Genomic DNA, 13,069 nt, shown 5'->3' with positions numbered 1-13,069 from the left:
CTCGGTGAGACCCCGTCAATTGCGGCGTGGATGCAGGTCTGAGTTTTGAAGAGTGAGCGCACCTTCCAAGTGAGCCGGTGTTTCTTATGGAAGGAGTCGATGATGTCTACAGCTACGGATCTTGCCGAAATTGCGCGTGCGATCGCTGAACAGGCCGAGAAGCTGGACCGGGCGAGGGGTGCGTTACGTGAGCATCCGGAGCAGGTTGCCGATGTCGTGGATCCTCTTGTGGGCATGCTGTTGTCGATAGATCGAGTGATCGATGCTGCCGGCACTGCGTTCCAGGAGCATGGTGCGACCGCGGTCACAACATTCGGGGATCAAGCGCGTGGCTCGGCGCGAGCGATGTTCGATGGCGGTCTGTTGACGGCGGCTTCGGACCAGGTGCTGAGTTTGCGGAACACGCTGATGGGAGTCAGTGCGGAGTCGTCGTCTTTGGTGTGGCCAGAGCATGATCCGCTCGCTGCAGAGGAGCTTCTCAACTATCGACGGTTCCTCGAGCAGCGGGAACGTCAGCTCGACCCGGACGCCGAGTCACGGCCGACAGCTGCTGAGTCGCCGAAGCGTGGCGGGGTCGAGCGTCCCTGATTCCAGCCGTATCGGGCGATGTGCGGGGCGGTTGACGTGACAGTTTCGATCCGTGTGATGACCGCCGGTGACGGCTACCGGTACCTGCTGAACTCTGTGGTCGCCGGTGACGGTGACCGCGACGCGGCATCCGTCCTGACACGGTATTACCTCGAATCGGGCACACCGCCTGGCACATGGATCGGCTCCGGCATCGCGGGACTCTCTGATGACATTCTTCCCGGTGGTGCGGTGTCTGAAGAGCAGCTACGACGCCTCATGGGTTACGGCCAGAACCCAACCACGGAGGAGCAACTGGGCCGCCCTTACCGCAAATTCGCGACCGCAAGCGACCGTGTGCAGCGGCGCCTCACACGCTTACCCGAGAACCTCACTCCGGCCGCACTCTCCACACAGACGGCGCTCATCGAAGCAGAGGAAGCAAGCAAACCAACCGGTGCCCCAGTTGCAGGGTTCGACCTGACTTTCTCCGTTCCGAAGTCAGTGTCGACGCTGTGGGCGGTGGCCGATGGTGGAACGCAGACCCTGATCGCGCAAGCGCACCACGCCGCAATTCAAGACGTCCTGGAGCTGTTGGAACGCGATGTCGCGATGACGCGTGTGGGAGTGAAGGGCCCGCGTGGCGCGGTCGCGCAAACTGATGTGCGCGGTGTGATCGCCGCCGCCTACGATCATTACGACTCTCGATCCTCGGACCCGCAACTGCACACTCACGTAGTCGTGGCGAATCGCGTTCAAGGAGCACGGGATGGGAAGTGGCGCACCTTGGATTCCCGTGCCCTGCATACGGCGGTGACGGGGCTGTCGGAGCATTACAACGCGGTTCTCTCTGATCACCTCGCCGCGATCCTGGGTGTCGGGTGGGAGGCGCGCGACCGCGGGACGGGCAGATCGACGGCGTGGGAGATCACCGGTGTCCCACAGTCGCTGATGAACGAGTTCTCCTCCCGCACGCGCGGCATCGAACAGGTTAAAGACCGGCTCGTGGCCGAATATGTTGCCAAGCATGGGCGGCAACCATCCTCGAAACTGCTGTGGCAATTCCGACAGCGGGCGACGCTGGAGACTCGTCCGCCAAAGCAGAATCATTCACTCAGCGACCTCACCACTGCGTGGCGGGAGCGCGCCACCCGCGTGCTCGGTGAAGATGCTCCGACGTGGGCAAGCGCCCTCGTAGTGGGGAGTGTGCGGGAGCCGTTGCTGCGCGCGGATGATATCCCGCTCGATGACCTGCGCACGGTCGCTGAGAGTGTGGTGGCGCAGGTGGGTGACCGGCGGGCGACGTGGAAACGATGGAATTTGCACGCCGAAGCCGTCCGACAAACCATGGGCCTCCGGTTCGCCTCTGCGACCGACCGTGACCTGATCACCGGGCAAATCGTCGATGCCGCGGAGAAAGCGTCGTTGCGGTTGACGCCGCCGGAGCTCGCCTCCAGCCCACCCATCTTCCAACAACACGACGGACAGAGCGTGTTCCGGCCGAAGGCATCGACCGTGTTCTCCTCCGAGCGTGTGCTTGCCGCGGAAGACCGACTCCTTGCCGCTTCAGAGTCACGGATGGCTCCGACGGTGCCGTTGGCGTGGATTGAACATGCTGCGCGGTCGAAGAGTGCTGCTGGGCTTGTGCTGTCGGTGGATCAGGAGCAGGCGATCGCGAAGATCGGCATCTCCGGTCGCACTCTCGATGTCCTGGTCGGCCCCGCAGGTACAGGGAAAACGACGACCATGAGCGCCCTCCGCAGGGCGTGGGAGAAGAACCACGGTGCCGGGTCCGTGGTCGGCTTGGCCCCGTCCGCAGCCGCAGCGGATGTCCTCGCCCAGGACCTCGGCATCAGCACCGAGAACACCGCGAAATGGTTGCACGAGCACCGCCGCGGCACCTGGAACCTCACCGCTGGTCAACTGGTGATCATCGACGAAGCGTCCCTCGCGGGAACCCTCGCATTGGACACGATCACCGCCCACGCCGCCGACGCGGGCGCGAAGGTACTGCTGGTGGGTGATTGGGCGCAGCTGGCCGCGGTCGACGCGGGTGGAGCATTCGGGATGCTCGTCCGAGATCGAGGCGACGCACCGGAGCTGCTGGACGTACGCCGCTTCCGCAACGACTGGGAGAAACACGCCTCCCTGCAGCTACGCCTCGGCGACACCGACGTCATCGACACCTACCTCAAGCATGACCGCGTCACCCCGGGAACCTACGAAGACATCCTCGACGCCGCCTACCAAGCCTGGGTCAGCGACCAAGCCGCGGGCAAGACGTCGGTGCTGATCGCGGAGACCCTCGACACTGTATCCGAGCTGAATACGCGTGCCCGCACCGACCGAATCCTCGCTGGAGATGTCGCCCTGGATGGGGTGAAGTTGCACGACGGGAACGAAGCCTCCCGCGGCGACTTGGTCATCACCAGGCGAAACGACCGCCGCCTCTCCCTTGGACGCGGCTGGGTGAAGAACGGAGACCGTTGGCACGTCACCCACGCACACGACGACGGATCCCTCACGGTCCGCCGGGCACACTCTCGGTGGCGGACCACGATCATTCTGCCCGCAGCCTACGTTGCTGACCAGGTCGACCTCGGATACGCGATCACCGCGCACAGGGCACAGGGCTCCACCGTCGATACCGCTCACGCGATCGTCCACTCACCGGAAGTCACCCGTGAGTCGCTCTACGTCGCGATGACCCGCGGCCGAGAATCCAACCGCGTCTATGTCGCCACCGACCAGCATCATCTGGAAGAACATCAACACCGAGACGACCTGGAACTGAGCGCACGAAGCATTCTCTATGGCATCCTCCAACATGTCGGTGCCGAACAGTCCGCACATGACACCATCACCGCAGAACAAGACATGTGGGGGTCGCTCGCGCAGCTGGCCGCCGAATACGAGACCATCGCCACGGAAGCCCAACAATCCCGGTGGGTCACCCTCCTCGAAACAGCAGGCCTCGGCACCGCCGTCGTTGACGATCTTGTGGAGACGGACTCGTTTGGGATCCTCACCACGGAGCTTCGTCGCCTCGAAGCCGAGGGGCACAACATCGACGACCTCCTCCCACGCGTCATCCGCGCAGGAAACCTCGAAGACGTTGAAGATCTCGGATCGCTGCTGCGGTTCCGGATCCAGAAAGTCACGGCGACCTACCCCGCTTCGTCGCGCCAGGCTCCCGGCCTGATCATCGGTCTGGTGCCCCGGGCCACGGGCATCACCGACCCTGCCATGCGGCAAGCCCTTGAGGAACGGGAGCAGCTCATGCAGGCGCGGCTCAACATCCTCACCCAGGCGGTGCTCGAACACGCTGAGCCCTGGGTCACGGCGCTCGACATTGCTGACCCGGCGGTGCGGCAGAGCACGGTGCGGGCGGTTGTCGCGTATCGGGATCGGTGGGGCATCACCTCGACAAGCCCGCTCGGGCCAGTCCCGGCGGATGATGCGCAACGTATCGACTACCAACGCGCCCGCACCCGTATCCGTGAGTCAGAGCACACTGACCAGACATCTGGCGCAGCGACCATCCGTGATCAGAGTGGTCGAACCCTCCGATGAGCCCAGAAGTTGCCTCGATAAACTCAATGTATGACTTCTGTGAGCGGGAGGCGGATCAACCGCAGTACCCGGAACAATCTGCTCGACTGGCTCGCCCTATCCGAATACCGCTGGTCCGGACGGTTGGAGCACCCCGAATTCCTAGCGCGCCTCTACAAACTAGAGCTGCTGCCCAGCACGGATTCTCGATATAACACCGCCACTGGCGACATTTACCAGCACACCGTCAACAACTGGGATTGGGAAGACGATTGGGTCTTCAGCGACGACCGATTCCAGCTCCGAGACGGCACCGACGAGAACCTTCTGAACTTCCTTGTCGAAACGGTGCACCCAGTTGTGCGGGACGATCCTGAAGCGGCTGCGGCGATGGTGACCGCTTACAACGACACGCTCCGCCGCGACGGATTCGAACTCTATCCGGCGGATAACTTCGGCGACCGCGTCATCTATGCGTCACGACACATCGCTGCCTATCACGCGCCCGCAACGCTGACTCTGACCCAGACACCAGATCTCACTGAGAATGCGGTTCTCCGGCGACACCTGGACATGATCGACCGCGATCTGAACGATGACCCTGCTACCGCTATCTCCTCGTGCAAGAACTTGATCGAGAGCCAGTGCAAGATCGTCCTTACTGACCTCGGCGTCGAGTTCTCTGAGCGAGATGAGCTTCCCGGGTTGTTCGCGAAGGTCTCATCAAGCCTCAACATCAATGCGAATGCGGTCGAAGGTGACTCACGCGGCAGCGATGCCTTGCGAAAGGCTATGCGCGCGCTCACCACTACGGTGCAGTCCATCGCCGAATCGCGAAACTCCATCGGTAACGGACACGGTGCCAGCGATTTGAGCCCAGCCTCCCCGAGACATGCCCGCCTTGTGTTCAACTCCACAGTCGCCGTGGCACAGTTCATCGCCGACACCTGGCACGAACACTCCAATAACGAATAGACAGATGAGTGAGGGGCTGCACCATCCAGTGGCGCAGCCCCTCACTCATCATTTCTGCCCTGGGCTACTCCTGCGTGAGTTCCTCGAGTTCCGCGGCGAGATCCTCGTCGCGAACGTACCCGGTGCGCTCCCGATACAGGGCGAGCTTCCTCCCGAACCAGAGGATCCCGCCAGTCGCGGTCAGCATCAGCGCGGCGATAATCCCTGCCCAGGACCATCCGGCTCCAGTGACCGCAAGCGACGGAGGTCCAGACGGGGTCACCGGTTTCTCGACCACCTTCGTGGTCTCACCTGCTGCTCCGCACTCACCGCGGTGCAGCATCTCACCGTCCCGGTCGTAGAGCGTTTCGATCCAGAAGTACGTGCCCACTTCCTCGAACACCACTTCGGCCGACACATATTCGCCTGCCCCAGTGACCGGGATGAGTTCGTCGTGCGTGTCGAACACCAGGTTCTCGACGTCACACACCGCCTCAGCGCCGGTTTGGCGGTAGGCCTGGAACACGAGCATCGCACCCTCTGGCACATCGCCGGTGACAATAGCGACGTCGTGAGCTGGATCGCCGAGCGTCACCTCGGGGACCGCTTTCGTCGTCACGGTGACGTCGGTGGGACGTTCGTGCACGATGGTCGTTTCACCGGGCGCTCCGATGAAGCCCTCCGCGAGCACGGCACCATCTGGGGCGTGGAGCGTTTCGACCCAGAACACGAGCCCCGCCGTATCCACGCTCGTGACCCCGGATTCATACTCGCCAGCCCCATCCACCGGGATTTCGTCGGAGATGAAGAACGGTTCCCCCTCTTCACCCATCATCGGCTGCTCGGAGTATGGGCCGTAGGCGCGGAACACGAGATATGCGCCGTCGGGCACATGCCCTTCGACGATCGCGGTGTCGCTGATCGGGTCGCCGACGAACGCTTCCGGGGTCGCCTTCGTCGTCACCGTCACCTCCACACCCGGTGCGGGCGGTTGGGGTACGTAGAAGCGTTCCAGAATGTCCGCCGGTGAGGAGCGGAACGGTTGCACCCGGTCATCGCCTGCAAAATCTGAGACAATCACGTAGTAGCCCGGCTCGGTGGGGCGAATCTGATCTGCATCGGTATAGCCCAGCTGGTAGGTGCCGTTGCGTGCCGGAGTCGTGAGCACCGTCAACACCGGAGCGTCATCAACCACCAGTTCATCAGTCAGGACCGTGTCGGTGTCAAAGGGGCCGTAGACGGTGTGGGTGATGACATCCAGGTCGGCACCCCAGTATCCGTCGCCGGTGAAGTCCCCATGGTTCTCCGGGAACCCTGTCACTTCGATCGTGTCGAATGCGCGTCCGTTTGGATGCACGTTGTACTCTCGCACCTCCGATGTCACGCTGATGGGCCAGCGCACGCTGGTTGATTCGAGCGGAATCCCGTAGTTATCCGCCCAGTCGTTGGCGATGTAGTCCCGATATTCGTCGGGCTGACTGGTCAGACGCACTTCCCACACCCACGTCACAAACCCCGCATGAGGGTGCGCCACCGGCGGTGACGTGTAGGTGCCGGGGCCGGTCGCGGTAACCTGCACCTCACCGATCACCGTTGCGTCAGAGGCCACGCCCGGCTGCTCGAGGGGCGGCAGCGTGCCGGGCACTTGGTAGGCGGTGCCATCGAGGACTGCGGGGATGTAGTCGCCGTCGATTCGCAGCCACGCCCCATTCGTGGATGACACGGTGATCGTGTCGGTCACCTCATCACCAGGGAGCGCGAGCCGTGCATCGGTTTTCGAGACGGCTCCGGGCTGGAACGGAGTCACGTGAGTTTCTGCGACCCGACCAAACCAGTCGGTGAACGATCCACGAATGTACTTCCCGCTGTCACCCTGTGCGGTTTTATCGATGCCCCACACCCACGTGTAAAACCCAGACTCGGTCGCGGTGAGGGAACCGGCAGAGGCGTACTCGCCGGTTCCCCGATTCAACACCAGTGTCTCGGTGCCCACGACCGGAGCGCCATCGGGGACTGATTCTGACTCGGCGGGCTGTTCATCAAACGGGCCGTAGAGCGTGCCCTGGGCAGTCAGCGGAACCGGGCTGCCATCAACATGGATCCACGAGCCGACGCCAACCGTCGACACGGTGAGCATGTCGGTGAAGCTGTCACCTTCGGCCACGTACTTTGCGGCGACTTGGGTGCCGATCACGGGCTGGAAATCCAGCGCAATCCACAGCGTCTGCGCAGTCGCGGTCACCGCTGCGGGTGTCCCATTTGCAAGGAGCCGCTGCTGCCCGGGTGTCTCATACAGATTCACCCGAGCACCGAGCCCGACACCGCTGTACGACGCGGACGCGGTCACCCGATATTCAGGTACACCGGCGGCTGGTTTCCCCACGATCGGGTACGTGCCGGTTCCTAGCGCTTTTGAGGTGGTGCCGTCGATGAAGGTCGCATCCGTGAGCACCACGCTCCCATTCAGCGCCGTTGGTGACACATTGACGGTGAGGGTGCCGTTGTATTGATCGGCCATCGAGATCACCACATCCACGGATGGGTTCACCGCATGATTCGCATTCGCGTCGGCATACATCGTGGCGAGGTTTGCCAACACGGTCGACTGGTGCGCGGCCGGTACCCGGGTGAGCGCCCACGACTGTCCGCCCTGAGCTTGATATGTCACGGGGTCGGCTTCGGCCCACACATACATTTGCACCGCTGCGGTGATGTCGGGGTTGGTGGAGTCGCCCCACTTCGCCATCACATAGTTCAACTTCGCAAGCGTCGTCGGTGACAGCTGCTGCCCGGTGTAACTCGTCAGGTCAGTGACCGTCGTTGGCCCGCTCGTCATATTCCACGGCGCGGGCGCTCCCGCATCCATGCAATACACCTGGCGACCATCAGACTCGGCGATGAACGCCCCGACCGTGCCGGTCGTGTTGAGGTCGCCGTGGCCTGGCCCGACCGAGGCCGCCGATGCGGGCCCTGCGGCGATGACGCCGCCAGTGACGAGCACCGCCGTTGCGGCGAGTAGGCCACCGAACTGCCGTACGCGGTGCCGGAACCGGTGTCGTGGACTCCCAGGCACATCGCCCGGGTCCCGGGATATTGGGGATGATTGAGATCGCATTCCATACCTCTTTCTGCACCACATCACGTGGTTGCCTCCTGGTGAGACGGCAGCAACCCCAGACCGAGGTACCGCCAGCAGACAGGTACGACCCCGCCCAGCACGGCAGGCTCGACCGGCCAAGAACCGCAGCCCTACCGGAAATGCCGGCGACCGCGTAGAATCAGTGGTGGCAGGAAAAACCACACGCCGAGTCGAGCCCCAGGGTTTCGGCAACGCAGACCGCCCAGAGCATCGGGCACTCACCCACACAGGACCAGCCACACCAGCTCGATACTCCTGTGCGTGAAAGTGAGACCCCGACCATGCTGATCAGCCGCTTATGGAATGCCAGCATCCGCACCCGCGTGTTCCTGCGCCGGTGGATGCCAACGAACATCCTCCTCGACAAAATCCGCACCCGGCGCGGCCTAAAATGGGGTCTCCCCGCGATGCTCCTCGGCGGCGTCTACCTCTTCGCCGCCGTCTCCTGCACCATTCTCATTGGGCACGGGTGGAGCGAATGGCTCTACCTGGCCTTCTTTCTCTTCCTGTGGAATGCGCTGAAATTCATCCTCATGGGACCCATCAGCGTCGTCCTCCTGGCTCGCGTCCGGTACCAGGAAGCACGCGTCCGCCGCCACAGCAAACGAGCTGCAGTATATTGGGAAACGGTAGGGTCTGCTGAGGCTTTGGTTGAGTCAAGGAGTCAGCCAAACAGCAGACCCAGCTGGCCAATGCCGATCCCCAGGAATCACAACCTCAATCCCGAGTAGTTCCACCTGTCGGAGCTGTTCTGTCACGGACTCCGCAGAAACTCTCGGAGTGAGCCGTTCCCGCCACATCGTGCCGTCCACCCGACCGAGGACAGGAACCGTATTCTCGGTTTCAAGGAGCCGGATCGTCTCACCTGCATCCACTCGTGTAAGGAGCCGTCCAGTCGTGGAATCGTTCGGCTCCGCAATCATTGACAGCACCATCCGCGCCGTGTGCTCGTCGGTCGCCAGATCAGTCTCGTTTTCATGAGCTGGTCCTCTCGGTTGAAGTCACCGAGAAGGTGCGCTTAGCGGCGCACCGGGCAGACGCCTCAGGCCGCGGACAAGAGAACCTTGTGCTCGTTGCGACGGGTGCGCGATTCACGTGCACCTACCCGAAGTAAAAGAACAGCGCTGACCGGCCCCATGATGACAAACTTCAAGGCATTCCAGCAGCACAACAACACCAGCGAATACAGCCAGGCAGGCCCGCCGTCTGCGATCAGACTCCGCTTCCAACTTTGTCGTACCCGAATCGCGCAGGCCCTGATTCTGCCGCGCAATGACTGGAGACCGGCTCCACCCCTGTACACCGAAGTGGCATCGTCTTAGCCGGGATTTCTCCTGCGCGTCCCCGCCGTCGGGCCAGACGCACAGTAAACCTCGCTCCAGGTAGCGCTCCACGTGATATCTGCCGCGGAATGTGAGCAGTCGAGGGGACTGCTCGGGTTACGATGCCTGGCGAAGCTGAGTCCTCTCAGCTATAAGCGCAGCCTGCACTCCGTCAGCGGCACACTGCGGCCCGTTGGGGTAGGTTGGTTCTGGCATGACAATGGTCATATCGTGGAATACTTGCGTGCCTGCACTGTCGTGGAGAGTCACAGCTACCTCGACCTCTGCCGCTGGTAATTCTGGCATTTCCGCAAAGCCGTGCTTTCCACCGGCCGGAACCTGTTTTGCCGAGCAACTGTCATCCGGTTCGGGACCGGTGCAGTCCTGCGGCTCGGATGTCAAGGATGGCAGCAATTCTATTGCGGGACTGTAGCATTCACCGTCCCAGCAGACCTGCATATCCACCTGCGTGGCGGTTGTGGCAAGAGGCGCGGCAATCTCGAGGCTGAGCCCGGCCGGTGACCCGATCGCAGTGCACTGAGGCGTTTCGGCGGCGCACCCGGCCAGAGCGAGCATCGCTGCGCCTGTCACAAAAATCCTCCATCGATCCATGTCCTCAATGATATATACCCGTTGGAGCCCAGCAACTTGATTATGAGAGTCAACTCTCATAACCTAGTAAGGTGACCCTTACCAATCAAGTATCGGATCGTCCTGCGAAGCGTGGCCCAGGCCGCCCCCAGGCGTTGGCCGGGGATGCGATCGCGGAAGCCGTGCTGGCGACCGGATTCACGGGCCTGACCTTCGCCGCTGTGGCAGGCCGCCTCGGCGTGGGGCAGGCGACACTCTACCGGCACGCGGCGAACCGGGACGAGCTGGTGCGGCTGGGCCTGGACCTGGCGCTGCGGCGAACCAAATGGCCAGACCTCGACGGATCCTGGCGGCCACTGCTGGAACGCTGGGCACTCGCATCCTGGCACGCCTGGGAAGCACACCCCGGGGCGGTGCTGGAAGCAACACGGGGCGTGATCCCGGCATCCATGATCCAGCTGTCCGACCGCGTCGGTGTAGCCTTGGTGAATCGGGGCTTCACGCCCCGCAACGCGGTGCTCGCCGTAGACCTGGTGTTCGATCTCGTAGCCGACAGCCGCCGCGGCGTCGAGACGCTGGCAGGGGCACTGGAAGCGGAGTTTCTGCCCGTGCGACAGACGATGGAGCGCCATTGGTCGGCGCATCGCGATTCGACACACGGCGACTCGGACCACCTCGGCGTCGATGAGGTGACTGCGCAGTTGAGGGACGAGATGGTCCGGGCGATTCGGGAGGAGCCGGTGGTGTGGTTCCGCGGCAAGCTGCGCATCGTCCTGACCGGCATCGAACAGGAGCTCGCACCCGGGGCTCGCCCATGACCCGATCCCTGAGTCAAGGAGTGAAGGACCCCTCCAGATGACCGAACCTCGCATCGGCCCTGCCAACGCGGCCCAGCAGCGGACGCAGATTCCGCTGCTGCTGACCGGGGTGTTCCTCGCCTACCTCGGTCAGATGACTCTCAACCCGATCATCGCGCCGTTGTCACGCGAGGTAGGGCTGGCCGAATGGCAGATCGGTGTCACCATCAGCGTCGCGGCGGTCATGGTCGTCGCGACCAGCCAGTTCTGGGGCCGACGCTCTCAGTCGTGGGGGCGCAAGCCCGTGCTCGTGGCCGCGTTCACCTTGGGCACCGTCGCGATGACACTGTTCGCGGTGCTTGCGCAGCTCGGGATGAGCGGCCTGGTCACCGGTACCACCCTGTTCCTGTGGTTCGTCCTACTGCGCGGGATCGGATTCGGCACAGCTCTGGCGGCGGTACCACCCACCGCTCAGGCATACATCGCCGACGTCACAACGGATGAGACGGCCAGGGTCAAGGGCATGGCCGGGGTCGGCGCTGTGCAGGGGGTCGCTATGATCGGCGGCTCCGTCCTGGGCGGCGTGCTGTCCGCCGCGGGGCTCATCACCCCGCTCATCGCGGTGCCCGTGCTGCTGGCTGTCGGCCTCGTGCTCCTGGCGTTCCGGCTGCGCCGCGAACCCCGCCACGAACTCATCGAACGCCCAGCCAAGGTCAGCCCCCTGGACTCGCGCATCTGGCCGTTCCTGCTCGCCGGGTTCGGCATGTTCACGGCGCTCGGCTTCATCCAGGTCATCACCGGGTTCATTGTCCAAGATCGTCTGCATCTGGACGCGGCCACCACTGGACTGGTGACCGGGGGTGCGCTGCTCGCCGCGGGAATCGGCATGGTTCTCGCCCAGGCCGCCGTCGTGCCGCGCAGCGGCTGGACCCCACCGACGCTACTGCGCGTGGGCGGACTGATCGCCCTCGCAGGTTTCGCGCTGCTCGTCCCCGATATCGGGCCGGTCTCATTGTTCCTCGCGATCCTGCTCATCGGTTTCGGTCTGGGCACCGCCATGCCCGGCTACACCGCCGGCCCCACGCTGCTGGTCAGCCGCGAAGAGCAAGGCGGACTCGCCGGGCTGGTCGCGGCCACCACCGGATTCACTTTCGTCATCGCCCCCACCGCGGGCACCACTCTCTATGGCCTGTGGGCGCCCCTGCCGATCATCGTCGGCACCCTCATCATGCTCATCGTCACACTGTTCGTCCTCCTCCACCCCCGATTCCGCACCAGCACACTCCGGCCCTCCGACGCTGAGCGGGCACCGGCCGCAGCCCCGGACGTATAGGCGGACGAATGCACACCCAAGGCCGACCGATCCAGATTCCCACCCGCGATGGACGCCACCTGTACGCGATGATGCTGCCCGGGCCCGGCGACCGGGAAGCCGAGGTGCCGACCGTCGTGTTCGAAGCCGGGTCCGCTGCGACTCGGTCTACATGGGCGCTCGTACAAACCCGGGTCGCCGAGTTCGCCCCCGCCGTCGTCTACGACCGCGCCGGCCTCGGCCGTTCCGAACCAGACCCGAGCGGTCGCACGCTGGAGAGGATGGCTGACGACCTAAATGACTTGCTTGACGGCCTCGGCGCCGGCCCGTTCATCCTCGTCGGCCACTCCGCGGGCGGCCCCATCGTGCGCTTGGCCGCCGTCGGCCGCCCTGACCGCATCGCAGGGATCGTGCTGGTCGATCCCACCGATGAGGCCGCAGACTTCCTGTTCAAGCTGCCTTTCCGTCTCGGTGAGAAGATCGCGCTCAGCGGCGCGGCGCTGCTCGCAAGGCTGGGCCTGTTCGAGCGGATGTTCCGGTTCATCGGCGAGGGCATGCCCGACGACGTCCGCGAAGACCTGCACCAGGAGGCCTTCCTCCCCTCGGTCGTGCGCACCCAGCGCCGTCAAGCGCGCACTTTTCTTTCCGAGCTCCACGCCTGGCAGGAATATCCGCCCGAGCTGGGGGAAATCCCGGTCACGGTCATCTCCGGAGGCCTCACCACAGGCAAGGACGGAATGCCTCGCCGTGTCCGCGCCGCCTCGAATGCCGCAGCCGCCCACCGTGCCGCCCAATCCCCGCACGGGCGACACGTCATCGCCGAGCACTCCGGTCA

At 63.9% G+C, this 13,069-nt stretch carries 8 protein-coding genes; 7 read left to right on the top strand and 1 reads right to left on the bottom strand.

Annotated features, from left to right (window positions below):
• Positions 1–102 precede the first annotated feature (102 nt).
• Genes ACT3S6_RS14050 through ACT3S6_RS14040 form a run of 3 tightly spaced genes read left to right on the top strand, consistent with a single transcriptional unit; the run spans position 103 to position 5,094 of the window.
• Positions 103–588, top strand: a complete 486-nt coding sequence (locus tag ACT3S6_RS14050; RefSeq protein ID WP_442326745.1) for a hypothetical protein — start codon at positions 103–105, stop codon at positions 586–588.
• Positions 589–624: 36 nt separating this feature from the next.
• Complete coding sequence (gene mobF / locus ACT3S6_RS14045) at positions 625–4,140, top strand: MobF family relaxase (RefSeq protein WP_096158915.1); 3,516 nt, start codon at positions 625–627, stop codon at positions 4,138–4,140.
• Between the two features lie 30 nt (positions 4,141–4,170).
• On the top strand, positions 4,171–5,094 hold the full coding sequence (locus ACT3S6_RS14040) for an abortive infection family protein (RefSeq protein WP_096157934.1): 924 nt from the start codon (positions 4,171–4,173) through the stop codon (positions 5,092–5,094).
• Between the two features lie 64 nt (positions 5,095–5,158).
• On the opposite strand, the gene ACT3S6_RS14035 is transcribed toward ACT3S6_RS14040, so the two are convergent.
• Positions 5,159–8,074, bottom strand: a complete 2,916-nt coding sequence (locus tag ACT3S6_RS14035; RefSeq protein ID WP_443437991.1) for a hypothetical protein — start codon at positions 8,072–8,074, stop codon at positions 5,159–5,161.
• A 419-nt stretch (positions 8,075–8,493) separates the two neighbouring features.
• Between ACT3S6_RS14035 and ACT3S6_RS14030 the strand changes: the two genes are divergently transcribed.
• The 4 genes from ACT3S6_RS14030 to ACT3S6_RS14015 all read left to right on the top strand — a co-directional run.
• Positions 8,494–8,943, top strand: coding sequence for a sulfate permease (locus tag ACT3S6_RS14030; RefSeq protein ID WP_338077634.1), 450 nt, complete (start codon positions 8,494–8,496; stop codon positions 8,941–8,943).
• A 1,274-nt stretch (positions 8,944–10,217) separates the two neighbouring features.
• On the top strand, positions 10,218–10,943 hold the full coding sequence (locus tag ACT3S6_RS14025) for a TetR/AcrR family transcriptional regulator (protein ID WP_096157938.1): 726 nt from the start codon (positions 10,218–10,220) through the stop codon (positions 10,941–10,943).
• 37 nt (positions 10,944–10,980) lie between these two features.
• A complete protein-coding gene (locus ACT3S6_RS14020) occupies positions 10,981–12,255 on the top strand; it encodes an MFS transporter (protein WP_096157939.1) in 1,275 nt (424 codons plus the stop codon).
• 8 nt (positions 12,256–12,263) lie between these two features.
• Positions 12,264–13,069: alpha/beta fold hydrolase (locus ACT3S6_RS14015; RefSeq protein WP_444555476.1), on the top strand; the 806-nt coding region annotated here is incomplete at its 3' end.

Source organism: Arthrobacter sp. AOP36-C1-22, assembly GCF_052377515.1.
In the GTDB taxonomy this organism is placed as follows: domain Bacteria; phylum Actinomycetota; class Actinomycetes; order Actinomycetales; family Micrococcaceae; genus Arthrobacter_H.
This window is presented reverse-complemented; position numbering and strand designations above follow the sequence as displayed.